Annotated in this window: 13 protein-coding genes; 10 read left to right on the top strand and 3 right to left on the bottom strand. The window is 41.0% G+C overall.

Features of this window, described 5'->3' with window-relative positions; all coding sequences use genetic code 11:
* Positions 1 to 57: 57 nt before the first annotated feature.
* Complete coding sequence (locus tag BUA53_RS15265; RefSeq protein WP_072836263.1) at positions 58 to 2,073, bottom strand: ComEA family DNA-binding protein; 2,016 nt, start codon at positions 2,071 to 2,073, stop codon at positions 58 to 60.
* Entirely contained in the window at positions 2,066 to 2,908 is an 843-nt protein-coding gene (locus BUA53_RS15260; protein ID WP_139256464.1) for a PorV/PorQ family protein, read from the bottom strand. Before BUA53_RS15260 ends, BUA53_RS15265 begins: the two co-directional genes overlap by 8 nt.
* Before the next feature lie 71 nt (positions 2,909 to 2,979).
* Between BUA53_RS15260 and BUA53_RS15255 the strand changes: the two genes are divergently transcribed.
* The 5 genes from BUA53_RS15255 to guaB all read left to right on the top strand — a co-directional run bounded on the left by BUA53_RS15255 (position 2,980) and on the right by guaB (position 9,379).
* The gene (locus BUA53_RS15255) at positions 2,980 to 3,876 is read left to right on the top strand and encodes a bifunctional 5,10-methylenetetrahydrofolate dehydrogenase/5,10-methenyltetrahydrofolate cyclohydrolase (protein WP_072836261.1); all 897 of its coding nucleotides are present in this window, start codon (positions 2,980 to 2,982) and stop codon (positions 3,874 to 3,876) included.
* Positions 3,877 to 3,932: 56 nt separating this feature from the next.
* Positions 3,933 to 4,559 (top strand): 7-carboxy-7-deazaguanine synthase QueE, encoded by a 627-nt coding sequence (locus tag BUA53_RS15250; protein WP_072836260.1) that lies wholly within the window; start codon positions 3,933 to 3,935, stop codon positions 4,557 to 4,559.
* 96 nt (positions 4,560 to 4,655) lie between these two features.
* Complete coding sequence (locus BUA53_RS15245) at positions 4,656 to 6,590, top strand: OmpA family protein (RefSeq protein ID WP_072836259.1); 1,935 nt, start codon at positions 4,656 to 4,658, stop codon at positions 6,588 to 6,590.
* Positions 6,591 to 6,707: 117 nt separating this feature from the next.
* Entirely contained in the window at positions 6,708 to 7,808 is a 1,101-nt protein-coding gene (dprA, locus tag BUA53_RS15240; protein WP_072836258.1) for a DNA-processing protein DprA, read from the top strand.
* 95 nt (positions 7,809 to 7,903) lie between these two features.
* A complete protein-coding gene (gene guaB, locus BUA53_RS15235; RefSeq protein ID WP_072836257.1) occupies positions 7,904 to 9,379 on the top strand; it encodes an IMP dehydrogenase in 1,476 nt (491 codons plus the stop codon).
* 10 nt (positions 9,380 to 9,389) lie between these two features.
* Here the strand turns inward: guaB and BUA53_RS15230 are convergent, their stop codons facing one another.
* Positions 9,390 to 10,712: a DUF2339 domain-containing protein gene (locus BUA53_RS15230; RefSeq protein WP_072836256.1), complete on the bottom strand. Its 1,323-nt coding sequence runs from the start codon at positions 10,710 to 10,712 to the stop codon at positions 9,390 to 9,392.
* Between the two features lie 87 nt (positions 10,713 to 10,799).
* Here BUA53_RS15230 and BUA53_RS15225 point away from each other — a divergent pair, with 87 nt between their 5' ends.
* The 5 genes from BUA53_RS15225 (at position 10,800) to BUA53_RS15205 (ending at position 16,797) form a co-directional block, all read left to right on the top strand.
* Positions 10,800 to 11,999 (top strand): lipoprotein N-acyltransferase Lnb domain-containing protein, encoded by a 1,200-nt coding sequence (locus tag BUA53_RS15225; protein ID WP_072836255.1) that lies wholly within the window; start codon positions 10,800 to 10,802, stop codon positions 11,997 to 11,999.
* Positions 11,968 to 12,807: an alpha/beta fold hydrolase gene (locus BUA53_RS15220; protein WP_072836254.1), complete on the top strand. Its 840-nt coding sequence runs from the start codon at positions 11,968 to 11,970 to the stop codon at positions 12,805 to 12,807. The genes BUA53_RS15225 and BUA53_RS15220 overlap by 32 nt, the downstream gene beginning before the upstream one ends.
* Positions 12,804 to 15,416: a PKD domain-containing protein gene (locus BUA53_RS15215; protein WP_072836253.1), complete on the top strand. Its 2,613-nt coding sequence runs from the start codon at positions 12,804 to 12,806 to the stop codon at positions 15,414 to 15,416. The genes BUA53_RS15220 and BUA53_RS15215 overlap by 4 nt, the downstream gene beginning before the upstream one ends.
* Before the next feature lie 85 nt (positions 15,417 to 15,501).
* Positions 15,502 to 16,272: an SDR family NAD(P)-dependent oxidoreductase gene (locus tag BUA53_RS15210; RefSeq protein ID WP_072836252.1), complete on the top strand. Its 771-nt coding sequence runs from the start codon at positions 15,502 to 15,504 to the stop codon at positions 16,270 to 16,272.
* 57 nt (positions 16,273 to 16,329) lie between these two features.
* Positions 16,330 to 16,797 carry a hypothetical protein gene (locus tag BUA53_RS15205; protein WP_072836251.1) on the top strand — a complete coding sequence of 156 codons (468 nt, stop codon included), beginning with the start codon at positions 16,330 to 16,332 and terminating at the stop codon, positions 16,795 to 16,797.
* The last annotated feature ends 42 nt before the right edge of the window (positions 16,798 to 16,839 follow it).

Genomic DNA, 16,839 nt, shown 5'->3' with positions numbered 1-16,839 from the left:
GAGAAAGTAATGCTGCACACAGGTAGATGAGATTGGGAATGAAGTTATGCACCTGGTTTATAAGCTCAACTGTAATTGAGCCCGTATTTCTGATTGTGCATTTCCATTGATTTGGTCCAGTCCGGTTTTAATGGTTTGAGTGTTATGGAAAATCGTTTTGGCCCAGCGTGCGGAAAAAGTCAATTGCTTGCTTAGTTTACAATGAATATTACAGTAGTAACGAAACCCTGTATCAAAAAAAGCCGGAATACTAAAGCTGAACGGTACATCATTTTCGTAAGCATAGATCCTGCTGTTGTATCCATCAGATTCAAAATATTGAAGTCTTGTACCTATACTCCACTTTCCAACTTTCTTTGAGCCTTCAATAAAACCAAGGAAGCCTTGTTCGGCATCAGGTTTATTATAATTATACCAACAAGCTTCCAGCCTGGCTTTGAAGTTTAAGCCATTCCGTAATTGAGTTGCCACATGGACCCTGAAATTTTGTTTGATCTTATCTACGGGAAACTTCATGCCTCCAACCGTATCATTCAAAGGTTTGTTCTTATTGCGATAGAGCAGGTAGATACTTGTTTCTTTAGAAGGCTGGTGTTCCAGTTGCAGCATATACTCTCTTCCCTGGCTTGGGCCATCTACCCTGTATTTTATCCATGGAAAAGAAAACATGTCAGCATAGGCATTCAACTGCCAGCCGGTATATGGCCTAAGAACAATACCTGTATATAAACCTTTCTCATTTACAGGCAATGAATTTTCAGTGAAAGCATTTCCAAAAATGTTTTGATATGCTTTTGATAACGATCTATAAACAAGTGATATGTCCAGTTTTGGGTCAAGGCTGATCAATGAACCATTGACCAGTGCGAGGTTCAGATCTTTATCTATAGCGCTTTCGCCAAAAAAGTGCATATTCCGGATGGTAAAAGAATAATCTATGCTACCATTATATAGTGTGCTGCCAGCGAAAGCATAGAGATTGTATAATTCCTTCCTTTTTTGAAAAGGAATGGAAAACTGGTGAATAACAGAGTTGACACCAATTTTAAGCCCAGGGGAATGATAACTTATATTACCTCCTGCCGAAAGATCAACCACGGAGTTTTTATCATTGATCTCCGAATTAGTTCTGTTGAGTCCAGAATACAGTATACTTGAAAATGCCTGGATAGAATCAACCAGGTTAGCATTCATCTTTTTATACGAAAAAAACACTGTGGTCTCCCATTTTTTAATACCTATGGTCATACCCATACCCCTATTGAAATTAAATTCCCCGGCCGAGCGGTAAGGTAATAAAATAGGCGACTGCCTTTTCACACCCATAACATCTGTTCCCTTTCCCAGTCCAAATGATTGCCATTGAATAAGCCCCTGCCCCAGGCTGACGGTATAATCTCCAAAGGCTAATGCTTTGATCTTTCCAATGTTCTTTATAAAAAGATGAAAGGAATAAAAATCAAAGCCTTTAGACTGTGCACCTTTAAAAAATTGCTCCCCGGCATCTTTCTCTCCCAGAATGCCATATTGCAACAAATTTTTGTACTGATAGCGGTACCTGAATAATATATGGTTAGGATCTCCCAGGTAATGATTGGGTAAAGAGGCGTCATATCCTTTGGATCTTTCTAATATCCTGGATGCACTTGACAATATGGTATAGTTACCATTTTTAAATCTACCTGCCAGGTCCTGCAATACTGGAACTGCACTGCTGAGGGTTATATAAGGAAGAATTCTGTTAATAGTAAACACATCCCACCCAGGTATTGCCTGTAGTTCATATTTATTGATCAGCTTTCCTGCAAATTGCCGGTAATGGAGAAGATTGGAAATTTGTAATCCATTCAATAACCTTAATCCTTGCAGTTCCTCTTCAGAAGCAGCGTTCAGGTCAAGTGGATTCCTTAAAAAATATTCCAGTTGCAATAAATAGCTATCATCCTGCTCATCCTCTTCTTCTCGTGCTTCCGCAATATTTTCCAACTGTTCCTGCGTTTTTACGGGTACATCCTGGGCCACAACAACTGATGCCCATAATAGCACACCAAAAAGAAAGAAAAACCTATTCATTATTATTTGACTGTGCTTTTGGGGGAGGACTAAATGTTAATAGTAATCCCGGGCTAATGCCTAACTGGGGATGCATGGATGCTATGATATCAAGGCGAAGGTTTTTCACCAGTACTCCAAAACCAATGAAATAGCTGGAATTTGCAGAATTAATTCCTCCGCAAGCTGACAACTTATCTTCGAAATAATAATGAACGCCAGCATTCAGATTCAAGGGCTGACCCTCCATCTTTTCTATGGAAGCCCCTATAAAAACTTTTTGAGTAAGATCATATCCAAAACCAGCGGAATATACAGATGGCAAACTTTCAGTAACCTCTTTACCTATTTTACTGCCACCAGGGTTATAGATATGAAATCCTGCTTTGAAAATTTCACTAAGGTGGAATAGTATGCCGCCTTCCACATTGATGGATGAAGCTGAACCATATCCTTGTGTCTGAAAATTGTAATAATTAAACTGCACCCCAATATCAATCATTTCACTTAATTGCCGGCCATAGGCTAAGCCAACCCCTGTTTCATTGTACGGCAGGTCGCCAAAATGATCAACACTTACACCAAAATTGCCCGAGGATGTAGGAAAACTGATTATGCCTGTGTACTGGCTTAATTCCTTCAATGCAAAACGTTTTTCTCCATATACTGCCCCGGAAAAGTTATCAAACCTGGCCAGTACTGCCTGGTTAGCAACCATATTAAAGGGCGAATGATGTACAGAACTATAGGTCAACAACTGGGCTATAGGAGCAGCCATGCTGCTTCGAATGGATTGACCATGAACAATAGTATTGGCAATAAGATGAAAGAAGAAATAAATAAATAGTCTTCTCACGCAGTAAGTTTGGTTGTTAAGATATATGATAAAATTTGTTTTGCCAATGGCTCCTTTCTTACTTTTGCGCCATGCAAATTTTAAATGGGAAAGAAGCCTCCCAGGCAATAAAAGATTCTATCAAATTGGAGATGGCCCAATTGGCTTCAAGGGGCAGGCAAGTGCCTCACCTGGTGGCTGTTTTAGTTGGAAATAATGGTGCCAGTGAGACCTATGTAGCATCAAAAGTAAAAGCCTGCGAGGAAGTTGGATTTAAATCGACCCTGATAAGACTTGAGGATACTATCTCTTCTTTTAAACTCCTTGATATTATCCAGGATCTCAATACGGATCCTGATGTGCATGGTATTTTGGTTCAGCTTCCTTTACCAGATCATATTTCCCCGGAAGAGGTCATTAATTCCATTGACCCCTTAAAAGATGTAGATGGATTTCATCCCAATAACGTGGGGCGTATGGTACTGGGACAGCCGAGTTTTATACCAGCTACCCCTTATGGCATCATGCTAATGCTGGAACATTATAAAGTTGAAACCAAAGGGAAGCACGCTGTTGTGGTTGGAAGAAGTAATATAGTTGGCAGACCAATGAGTATTTTATTGAGTGGTAATAGTTATCCTGGAAATTGCACGGTCACTATCTGTCATTCTCATACCAAAAATGTGAAGGAGATCTGCCTGGATGCTGACATTATTATTGCGGCTTTGGGACGCCCGGGTTTTATAACTGCAGACATGGTAAAGGAAGGGGCCGTAATTATAGATGTTGGCATTACCCGAGTACCAGATCCATCTAGAAAATCAGGCTACCGGCTAAGCGGAGATGTCGATTTTGAAAACGTAGCTCCAAAATGCTCTTACATAACCCCCGTCCCTGGCGGTGTGGGCCCAATGACCATTGCAGCCCTAATGAAAAATACTTTTAGGGCATGTGCTTTGAAGCATTATGAGGAAGAAGAAGTAAAATAAATGTCAACGATTTTAGACAATTTAAGCTCCAATTATAAGTGAACGGCCTGTCAACCATGTCATCAACCATTGAAATAGTACCCATTACCGCACTTCCTGTAATGGAGCATTTTTATACACTTCAGGGAGAAGGCGTTCACCAGGGGAAAGCTGCTTATTTTATCAGGTTGGCGGGTTGCGATGTGGGTTGTGTATGGTGTGATGTAAAAGACAGTTGGGATAGTACCAGGCACCCTTTGCTGGAAATTGAATTTTTAGTTGAAAAGGTTAAACAGGCCGGGTCGCCTATTGCAGTGATCACGGGTGGCGAACCCTTATTGCATGACCTTCAGGAATTGACCCGCCAACTGCAGGATGCCGGGTTGAAAACACATATGGAAACTTCAGGCAGTTCCTCTCTGTCAGGAAGTTGGGACTGGATCACTCTTTCTCCAAAAAAGTTTAAACCCCCGCTTACGGAAGTGGTAATTAAGGCTAACGAACTTAAAGTAGTTGTATTTAATAAATCTGATTTTGAATGGGCTGAAAAATGGGCGGACCAGGTATCCCCTGGATGCAAACTTTACCTGCAACCGGAATGGGATAAAGCAGCACTGGTCACACCAATGATTATAGATTATATAAAGGCGCACCCCCAATGGCAGCTTTCACTTCAGATCCACAAGTATATTAATGTGCCCTGATCAAGTGCATTTATTAGATCAATTCTAACCATTTCGATTATTGTTAAATCTGCAGTCGGCATTTCATTTCATGGGAATAGTTTTTAACTTCATCAGATGAAGAACCGCCCCCTGTTACAACTCACTTATACCCTATTATTATTTTTTATACCTGGTTTTTACCTACATGCTTTTGGACAGTACGATGCTGCTGGCATTAACAAAAAAGCAATTGTTGTGTATGAAAAAGGGATAGAGAAGGCGCAGGCAGGGAATTACATGGAAGCCATTCAATTGTTGCAGGATGCTATACAAAAGGATGGTCGATATATAGATGCTTACTTATCATTGGGAGGCGTTTACGGGCAATTAAAGGAATACAAACAAAGTACCGGGTATTACGAAAAAGCTTTTGCACTAGACTCGAACTACACTGCTGATTACCAGCTGCCCTATGCTATCAATCTTGCCGGGATGGGAGAATTTGAGAAAGCTGCCAATAGTTTGCAATCCCTGTTGTCAAGACCAGGTGTAGGCAGCAATACCCGGAAAGCCTCAGAATATAGGCTGAAGGCCTTCAATTTTGCGATAGAATATGCTAAAGCCCACCCAGCCAGGAATTATGTATTCGCACCTTATAACCTGGGTGATAGCATCAATACAAATGAATCTGAATACTTTCCATCCATGCCTGTTGATGGAAAAACCCTGATATTCACCAGGAGGCTGAATAATTATAATGAAGACTTTTTTGCCAGCCATAAAAGAGACACCACCTGGGGAAAAGCATTCCGGCTGAATGGCAGCATCAACACTCCTCAAAATGAAGGCGCACAAAGCATTTCACAGGATGGCAACTGGTTAGTGTTCACCGGTTGCAACCGCCCTGATGGTTTTGGAAGTTGTGATCTATATATATCTTACCAGACCAATGAAGGGTGGAGCGAAGCCATTAACCTTGGTGGAAAGATCAATAGCGACCAGTGGGACTCCCAGCCTTGTCTCTCCCCCGACAAAAGAGACCTGTATTTTTCCAGCAGGCGTTTTGGTGGCTATGGTGGCAGTGACCTGTATGTATCACACTTAGGCCCGACAGGTAAATGGAGCGAACCCGAAAACCTTGGCCCACAGATCAATACTGCGGGGGATGAAACCTCTCCGTTTATTCATGCCGACAACCAGACACTGTATTTTGCTTCCACAGGGCTGCAGGGATATGGCGAGGAAGATCTTTTTTTAGTTAGAAAAGGAAATGATGGGAAATGGGGCCAACCGAAGAACCTGGGTTATCCTATCAATACGATTAGCCATGAAGGAACACTTTTTATTGCCTCTGATGGCAAAACTGCCTATTACGCCAGTGACCGCAGTGATACGAAGGGCGGCCTTGATATTTACCAGTTTGAGTTAAGAGAAGACATTCGCCCTGCAAGAACTTTATGGGTTAAAGGTAAAGTGTATGACAAGAACACTTCCACAGGGTTGCCGTCTACAGTAGAATTGATTGATCTGGCATCCAGGCAAACTATTTCACGGGTACAAACAGACGAAACCGGGAACTATATGATTACCCTTCCTGTTGGAAAAGACTATGCCTTTAATGTGGCAAGACGAGGGTATTTGTTCTATTCTGATAATTATTCTTTAAAGGACAGGTCACCGGATTCCACCTATAATAAAGACATACCCTTGCAACCAATAGCTATAAATGCAACAATTGTACTTCGGAATATCTTTTTTGATTTCAACAAATATGAATTAAAGCCTGAATCACAGGTAGAACTGGATAAGGTGGTGCAATTGTTACAGGAAAATCCAACGGTAAAGATTCAAATTGAAGGCTACACTGATAATGTTGGAAAGGCCGCAGACAATCAAAAACTTTCAGAGAACAGGGCAAAAGCGGTAGTAAGTTATTTAAACAGTAAAGGTATTTCCCTGGCCCGTTTAATAGCTAAAGGTTTTGGTGCTACACAACCTGTTGCTGCTAACTCAACTGAACAAGGCAGGGCTCAAAACAGGCGCACTGAATTGAAAATTGTAGCTAAGTAAGTGCAATTCTTTGTATGATTCAGCTTAATTAAATAACAATCAGGCAGCACTTATAATATTATTTATAGAAATTATTTGTGACAGGACAAAAATCCCGAAATTGTAACTCTATAGGTTATGAGTTCGGAATTATTCTATCAACTGGCATTAACACTGGTACCCAATATAGGAGATGTACATGCAAAAGTATTATTGCAGCAATTTGGAAATGCTTCTACCATTTTTAAAGCGCCACATAAAGAACTTGAAAGACTGGAAGGCATTGGAATGGTAAGGGCCAACAGCATAAGGACATTTAATGACTTTTACCTGGTTGAAGCAGAACTTAGGTTCATTGAAAAATATAAAATAAAGACCTTATTTCTTACAGACCCTGAATATCCACAACGATTGCTCAATTGCTATGACTCCCCAACCTTGCTATTTTATAAAGGCACCGCAGACCTCAACGCTTCTAAAGTGGTGGCTGTAGTTGGTACCAGGAGCAATACCGAATATGGCAAACAATACACTGAAGACCTGATTGCTGCATTATCATCCCAACAGGTTTTAATCATAAGTGGACTGGCCATTGGTATTGACGCCTATGCACACAAGGCGGCATTGAAGAATGATCTGCCAACGGTAGGCGTTGTTGGTCATGGACTGGATAAGATCTACCCATCTGTCAACAAGGGTCTGGCCCGTGATATGGCATTGCAGAATGGGGGCATATTAAGCGAATTTTTCAGTGGCACCTTACCTGACAAACATAATTTTCCTTTACGAAATCGCATTGTTGCCGGAATGTCTGATGCTACCATTGTGGTGGAAACCCTTGTTTCAGGGGGCAGCATGATCACGGCAAAACTGGCGGATGCTTATAACCGGGATGTATTTGCAGTGCCGGGAAGAACTACTGATACAAAAAGCAAGGGTTGCAATTATTTGATAAAGAATAATAAAGCTATTCTACTTACAGATGCAGCTCAATTACTTGATATAATGGGGTGGCAGGAGAAGAAAAAGAAAGTAAAAAAACAAAAAGAACTGTTTATTGAACTTACACCGGAAGAAAAGCAGGTAATAGATATATTAAAACAAAAAGAATCAGTTCATATTGATGAAATCAATATCAGCAGTGGATTAAGCAGCAGTGCTGTTGCTGCTGCTATTTTAAATCTTGAACTGCAGTCTGTAATTGGTTCGATGCCAGGTAAGATGTATAAATTATTGTAAGCTTATTCGCTGCATATAATTTGCTATTTAGGTGTGAATTTAATTTTCACATTTCCATATTTCTGAATTTTGAAGGCAGCCACCTATCTTTGCACATGGCAACAAACTCCACTACCAAAAACTTCATTGAAGGTTTAACGTTTGACGATGTATTGCTGGTTCCGGCGCATTCTGAGATACTCCCCCGTGATGTAGAAATAAAAACAAAGCTTACAAGGGATATTACTTTAAATATTCCCATGTTATCAGCGGCAATGGACACTGTAACAGAAGCATCCCTGGCAATAGCACTTGCAAGAGAAGGCGGCATCGGTATGCTTCATAAGAATATGAGTATTGAAAGGCAGGCTGAACACGTCAGGAAAGTGAAGCGTAGTGAAAGTGGAATGATCATTGACCCCATTACGCTAACAGTGGATGCTACAATAGGTGACGCCTTGCATTTGATGAGAGAAAACAAGATAGGTGGTATCCCCATCGTGGATGGGGGTGGAAAATTGGCAGGTATTCTTACCAATCGTGATCTTCGCTTTGAGGTGGATATGCACCGGAAGGTAAGTGAAGTGATGACCAAAGAAAACCTTATAACAGCTCCGGAAGGTACTGACCTTAAAAAAGCCGAAGCCATCTTACATAAGACAAAGATTGAAAAGCTTCCTGTTGTCAATAAGGAAGGGAAGCTGATTGGTTTGATTACTTACAGGGATATCCTACAGGTTACCTCCTACCCTAATGCCGTTAAGGACTCCTTAGGAAGACTGCTGGTGGGTGCTGCTGTGGGTGTTTCTAAAGACCTGATGGACCGGGTTGCAGCACTTCAACATGTAGGTGCCGATGTTATTTGCCTTGACAGCGCACATGGCCATAGTAAGGGAATTATAGATGCGCTGAAAGACATCAAAAAGAATTTCAAACATATTAATGTCATAGCAGGGAATATTGCCACTACTGCAGGTGCAGATGCCCTGGCTGACGCGGGTGCTGATGCTGTTAAAGTAGGTATTGGCCCTGGCTCTATTTGCACAACAAGAATAGTGGCAGGAGCAGGTGTTCCACAACTGACTGCCATTATGCAGGCCAATGCAGCATTGTCTAAAAGAGGTATTCCACTGATTGCAGACGGGGGCATCAGGTACACCGGAGATATGGTAAAAGCGCTGGCATCCGGTGCTGATTGTGTTATGATGGGAAGCATATTTGCAGGAACTGAAGAAAGCCCTGGTGATACCATTATTTATGAAGGCAGGAAATTCAAGGAATACCGGGGCATGGGCTCCTTAGGTGCCATGTCGGTTGGAAGCAGTGATCGCTACTTCCAGGACCCAGAAGCCGATGTAAAAAAATACGTCCCTGAAGGCATTGAAGGACGCGTAGCCTATAAAGGATTATTAAAAGAAATCGTTTACCAGTTTGTAGGTGGCCTTAGAGCCGGTATGGGATATTGCGGAGCTAAAAACATTGCCGAACTAAAAGAAGCAAGTTTTGTGAAGATCACCAATGCCGGTATGCGGGAAAGCCACGCACACGATGTAGAGATCACCCGGGAAGCACCGAATTATAGCAGGAAGTAATAGCACATACTTAGTTTTCCGCTTCCTCATTGAACATGCGGTGCCTGTATTTTTGATAGAGGTATGATACCACCAGCAACAATATGCCCAGCACCAGGTAGGAAATTACTTTTTGAACAGTAGTGAAAGTGAGGCTATCAAATAGTACCAGTTTGAAAAGAGTTATTCCCAACAGAACAATGGCACCCATGCGCAGGATTTTCAGTTTGCGCATCACTCCTGCTGCAAAAAGGAGTAAAGCCACTAACAACCACAAAAACGTAACTGTTAATCCTGTCCATTGGAATGCGATAAAAAGAATGAATAAGAAGAAGGCGAAAGCTCCTATTATTAATGAGGATTGTTTTTCCTTCCATACCGAATACAATACAACGGCCAGAATTGCTGCAACCACGGCATTAATAAAAGTCACCAGGGCCAGGGAGTGAACATTCATTGAAGGAGTGGAGATAAATAAGGAGCCAATATAAAGAGCAAGGTTATTCAATAATAACTGGTAAAAGTTTTCCTTTTGCAATTTTACTTTCCCGGATATTTTGCCAGACAAAGCGTTGAAGACAAACAGCAAATAAAAAACTACCATAAACAAGTATCCTACCCATTGATCTTTCACATTGTACCTGCTAGCTGCCCATGCTAAGAACAATACCCATGTTACTGCCTGCGCAATTCTACCCACATTTTTCCATGGCCTTTTTATACCCAGGTAAATAGTGCCAATATTAATTACTGTAATATATAAAAATAAAAGCTCAGGCTTGTCGCTGTTCTTGCTAATCAGGAACGGAATGGCATATGCTCCTACCAGGCCAAGTAATGCTATCTCTTCATGATTATATACCAAAGCCTGATAAACCACAAAAACAGTAAGCAGGATCATTATGATGAAAGCAATGGAAAAAGGCATCATGGAATAGTAAACAAATGCCCCGTAAGTAGTAAAGTAAATAGATGCCATGCCGCCACTAAAAAGAATGGCACTAAAAAGGAGATATTTGCTTTTTAACCTCGCGGAAAGTAAACATAGAATTAATCCTGCTCCGTAAGCAAGCCCGATGCGCATTCCTTCTGAGATGAGATCCTTATCAATAGCATATTTAACACCAATCGATAAGCCTATCACCAATACAATAATGCCTATGATATGAATCAATTTCAACCCAATAAAGTTTTCCAGGGAAAATTGTACTTTCTTTTGAACTACATGGGTTTTACCACCCAATTGTCCCAGTTTATTATAAAGTAAAATGATCTGTTCCTGCTGTTGCTTTATTGTCCGATGCAGTTCCTGCAATTCCTGTTGCATTTTTTCTATTTCTTCCCTGGAATTCACTTTTCTAAAATAGTCAAAAGATGCCAGTGTTCTTTTAACTTTAAAACAAGAAGCTGTTTACTTATCTTGCCCAGACAAAACGATCTATTGAAAAGGCTTTTACTTGCGCTTTACTTATTAGTCTGGCTTTGCTTCCCTTCCTTTTCCCGGCAAGCTCCTGATTCCTTAAAAAATTGCAGTTTAAGGATAACCTTACTCACCTGTGCTCCGGGTGAAGAACTGTATTCAACGTTTGGCCATACCGCAATAAGGGTGCAGGATAGCCTGGCGGGTGTAGATGCAGTATACAATTATGGAACATTTGAATTTGCTCCGGATTTTTATAGCAAATTCATTCGTGGAAAATTGTTGTATTCTTTGTCAGTGGAAGCCTTCCCCGATTTCCTTTATACTTACCACGTGGAAAGCCGAAGCGTAGTGGAACAGGAACTTCAATTATCGTGTGCTGAAAAAATAAAGTTATACAGTGCTTTACAAATTAATGCCTTAGAGGAAAACAGGCATTACAAATATGATTTCCTTTTTGACAACTGCACTACAAGAGCAAGGGATATTGTTGCAAACAATACCGCATCACCTGTAATTTTTAATAATATTCTACCTGCCAATGTCCCCAGCTTCAGGAACCTGATACACAGTTACCTGGACAAGGGTCATGAACCCTGGAGCAAGTTAGGCATTGATATTTTATTAGGTGCAAAACTGGACCGCAAGGTTACCAACCTGCAGTCTATGTTTCTACCCGATTATTTGCTTAAGGGATTTGACAGTGCCCGCGTAAATGGCAAGTATTTGGTTTCAGCTCCAGCCCCGGTTTTAACCATGCCTTCTCCACTAGCCAGTTCTGGAATATTTACGCCAATGGTTTGTTTTACCTTACTCTTCCTTGTTGTTCTGTTCCTTTCGCTGAAAAAAGGAAAAAGAACTTCCAGGGCCTTGCTCATATTTGATTTCCTTTTCTTTTTCATTTTGGGGCTTGCAGGATTGCTTTTGCTTTTTATGTGGTTTGGTACAGATCATACTGTTACCAGCAATAATTATAATCTTGCCTGGGCATTGCCAACTCATGTAATTCTGGCTTTTTTCATAGGCAAAAGAAGCTTATGGGTATCCAGTTATTTCAAGTCTGTTTTCTGGCTCAGTATTATTTTAATCATTACATGGTTCTTTCTTCCGCAGCAATTGAACCTTTCCCTGCTTCCAATTGCTTTACTGATAGCCTGGAGAAGTTGGAACTTAGCTAAAAATCCATCATATGGAACAGAAAGAGATCACAATAAAGGGTAAAAAGCTTGCTTATCGTTGCAAAGGGGAAGGAGCTGTTGTAGTACTACTCCATGGTTTTGGGGAAGACGGAAATGTATGGCAAAATCAGTATGATGCTTTCCCTGCATTAAAATTGATCATACCAGACCTACCCGGAAGCGGTGCCTCTGAAATCATTGATGATATGAGTATGGAGGGTTTAGCAGAATCAATAAAAGCATTGATTGAACATGAAACCGCCTCACTTTTTTTTAAAGAGGGTGAGCCTCATTCGGTTATTATGATAGGTCATAGCATGGGTGGGTATATTACCCTTGCATTTGCGGAAAAGTACCACCATATGCTCAGGGGTTTTGGCTTATTTCATTCAACTGCCTTTGCAGATAGTGAAGAAAAGAAACAAATACGGCAAAAAGGTATCAAATTCATTCAAAGCCATGGACCCTTCGAGTTTTTAAAGACCAGCATACCCAATTTATTCAGCCCTGTTACAAAGGAAAAAAGTGCGCACCTTATTGAAGATCAAATTAGTGCTTCACACAACTTTTCTGCTGCAGCACTCGTTTCTTATTATGTGTCAATGATCAATCGGCCAGAAAGGACAGAAATATTAAAACAGACCCATTTGCCGGTTTTATTTGTTTTTGGAAAATATGATACCGCAGTTCCCTTAAGGGAGGGGTTAGAGCAATCTTACCTTCCTGAACTTTCGTATATTCATATACTTAACGAATCCGGCCATATGGGAATGATTGAAGAAAGAGTGGAAGCCGACAGTTTATTAAGAAACTATATCGCCAGCGTTACAAAGACCACTCAGCCAGAATGAAAAAACTTTTCCTGCTTATTATAATTTGCGTCGGAGCTATTGCAGCCAATGCCAATCATATCACTGGTGGGGAAATGTATTATACCCTTGTTTCACAGTCAGGGAACAATTATACCTATCATGTAGTTTTAAAGCTTTACAGGGATTGTAATGCGCCCCCTGGATCAGCACAATTAGATCCGTCTGCCAGCATTGCCATATTCAATAATTCAAATAACAGCTTGGTATGGCAGAAGGACATTGAAAAAAACCCAACTGTTACCCTGGATCTCAGCGCGCCAAGTCCATGTATTCAAAATCCTCCGGATGTTTGCTACCAGGTGGGCTATTACGAATTTGATGTTACACTTCCAGGTGTTGCTAATGGCTATACTGTAGCTTACCAGAGATGCTGCAGGATAGCAGGGATCAACAACCTTATAGGTTCTAACCAGGTTGGTGCCACTTATATAGCCGAGATACCCGGCACTTCCATCCTTGCAAATGGACCAGCTAACAATAGCGCAAGGTTCACCGGGAGAGATACGGTAATAATATGCGCTAATAATTATTTTTGTTATGACTTTAGCGCTTCAGACCCCGATAGCAATGATCCTTCTTTAAGAGATTCTTTGGCTTACAGTTTTTGTGGCGCATACCTTGGAGGTTCACCCAATGATCCCGCCCCGGACCCATCAAGTCCTCCCTATATTTCTGTACCTTATTCCAGGCCTTATTTTGGAGAATCTCCATTAGGACCTAATGTAACCCTTGATACCAAGACTGGTATGATCTGCGGTATTGCACCCTCTGTGGGTATCTACGTGGTGACAGTTTGCGTTACGGAATACCGCAATGGAAAACCCATTGCAACCCAAAGAAAAGACCTCCAGATAAAAGTTGGGGATTGTAATGTAGCTGATGCAGCACTTAAACAGGAATACCTTTCCTGTGACGGATTTACTTATACATTTGGAAATGAAGCCCCAGCTTCAGTTCTGATCAAATCATACTTCTGGGATTTTGGTGATGGTTTTACCTCAACCCTACAAAATCCTACTCATACCTATGCCGATACGGGCACCTATGTTTTTAAACTTGCTATCAATCGTGGTGAAGAATGCAGCGACAGTGCAATCTCCAGGATCAAAGTTTACCCAGGATTCTTTCCTGGTTTTACATCTTCAGGTATTTGCGTTAATAAACCAACCCAGTTCTTTGATACTACCAAGACAAGGTATGGGTTGATAGATTCATGGAGTTGGGACTTTGGCGATCCTGATGTTCAAAACGATCTTTCCGATTTACAAAACCCAATTTATACTTATAGCAAAACAGGCACAAAGAATGTACGGTTTATTGTCACCAACAGTAAAGGTTGCCGTGATACTGTTTATAAAGCAGTTGACATTATTGATAAACCAGTTCTAACACTTCCTTTTCAAGATACGCTCATATGTAACGGTGATACATTACAACTTCATGCCAGTGGTATTGGATCTTTCAGCTGGTCGCCGGCTGTGAACATCATCAACCCATCAAGTGCTGACCCTTTTGTACACCCAACTACTACTACCAGGTATACGGTTCAACTGGACGACAATGGCTGCATTAATAATGATACAGTGCAGGTAAGGGTAGTAAATTTTGTTACATTAAAAGCAAGGGGCGACACGGTTATCTGCCTTACAGATTCGGTGCAGTTAAGCGCTACCGGCGATGGACTGCGATATGTATGGTCACCCGCAGCTACCATACAAAATCCTAATACTGCCGTTACTAATGCCCTGCCAGCAGGCAGCACAACATACCAGGTAACAGCAACAATTGGAAGATGTAAAGCAACAGATGATGTGATTGTAACTACAGTACCTTACCCAGCATCCAATGCCGGCGCCGACACTGCTGTTTGCTTTAAAACCTCTGCACAATTACATGCAAGCATACAAGGGAGTTCTTTTACCTGGTCGCCAACAAGTTCACTTAATGATCCAAACTCTTTAAACCCTGTAGCTTCCCCGGCAAATACCACTTCCTACGTATTGACAGTTTTAGATAACATAGGCTGTCCAAAACCAGGCAGAGATACTATCCTTGTAACTGTTTATCCAAAGGTTAAGGCCTTTGCAGGGAATGATACTTCTGTAGTGGTCAATCAACCTTTATTATTCAATGCAAGCGGAGGCGAAAGTTATACATGGTCACCAAAGACATCCCTGAGCAGTGATGATATACATAATCCTATAGGGATATATAATGGCAGCTTCGATAGTATTACCTACAGGGTGATCGTTGTTGACGAAAACAATTGCACTGATTCGGACTTTGTAACCGTTAAAATTTTTAAAACCAACCCACAGGTCTTTGTTCCTTCAGCATTTACTCCCAACAACGATGGAAAAAATGATGTATTCCGGCCAATTGCTGTAGGTATTTTGAACATCGAATATTTCCGTGTTTTCAATCGCTGGGGAGAACTGGTATTCAGCACTACAACTAATGGCAAGGGCTGGGATGGAAAGATCGGCGGTAAAGAACAGGCAAGTGGCACTTTTGTATGGGTGGTAAAAGGGGTTGATTATACCGGGAAGTCTGTTTTTGCCAAGGGAACAGTTACCCTGATCAGGTAATCCCGAATAGCTTCATACCCAACATTAACCTGTTATAGGCATACCCGGATCTAAATAAAAAGTTGATTGGATTATCTTCGCTGCCATGAATAAGATAGTTTTCATTACGGGCACTACTTCGGGTTTTGGTGAAGCTTGTGCATTGCAGTTTGCTAAGAATGGTTACAACCTCATTTTGAATGGACGCAGGGAAGACCGGTTACAGAACCAAAAGCATTACCTGGAAGACAAATATGGTGTAAAATGTTTTGCTGCACCATTTGATGTGCGTGACCAGAAGGCCGTTTTTGAAACCATAAACAATTTACCTGAAGATTGGAAACATGTGGACATCCTGGTGAACAATGCCGGGCTTGCCCTTGGAAGGGATCAATTTGACAAGGCCAGCCTGGATGATTGGGATACTATGATAGATACGAACGTAAAGGGATTATTGTATGTTTCAAAAGCAATCATTCCTTTTATGATCAAAAGAAAAAAAGGCCATATAATCAATATAGGTTCTACTGCGGCGAAAGAAGCTTATGAAGGCGGCAATGTGTATTGTGCATCAAAATCAGCAGTTGATGCCATTAGCAAGGCTATGCGTATAGACCTGTTACAACACTTTATCAAAGTCACAGCCATCCATCCTGGGGCAGCTGAAACCGAATTCTCTCTTGTCCGTTTTAAAGGTGCAGAAGATACTGCCAAAAAAGTATATGAAGGTTTTGTGCCATTGTCTGCGGCAGATGTGGCAGATGTGATATATTATACTGCTTCCCTACCCGCCCACGTATGTATCAATGACCTTGTAGTTACATGCACCCAACAAGCCAACTCATTTGTTATTAACAGATCAGGAACAATCGAATAAGCTATTCTTAACGCCGGTAATAGCTTTAAATTAGCTTTATATTCAACGTATTTTACTATGAAAAACCTCCTTCTTCCCTTTTTACTGATAACCATTTCTTGTACCTGTGCCTTTTCACAGGAAGTTTTAAAACTTCAACCGTGCAATGACTCATTAATACATGTTCAGGCAGATAGTATCACAAAGGCTGTAGCATTGGAAGGCTTTACGCTCCTGAAAGAAAATTCAGTGACTATGGAAAGCCAGTATGAACTGCCGGTGATCGTACCATTGCAGGAAAAATCATTATATCATTTTGTATTTATCGGGGATCACAATTCCAGCCAGGTAGAAGTGCGTTTGATCGATGCCGATGGAAATATGGTGATCTATGAAAAACGAAGCCGCAGCGAAAGCAATTTTATCTCCTTCTCCTACGTGCCTAAGGTTACACTTTACCATCAATTCAGGATTTTACAAGTCAATAAAAAGAAAAAGAAAGGGCTGTGTGGTTATGTAATGCTGTTTAAAAAGACAAGGGTTTAAAATAATAAGCCTCAATTGCTTGAGGCTTATTATTTATAATTC

The organism is Flavisolibacter ginsengisoli DSM 18119 (genome assembly GCF_900129295.1).
Classification (GTDB): domain Bacteria; phylum Bacteroidota; class Bacteroidia; order Chitinophagales; family Chitinophagaceae; genus Flavisolibacter; species Flavisolibacter ginsengisoli.
Note: the sequence above shows the minus strand (reverse complement) of the source record. Positions and strands in the feature narration are given on the sequence as shown.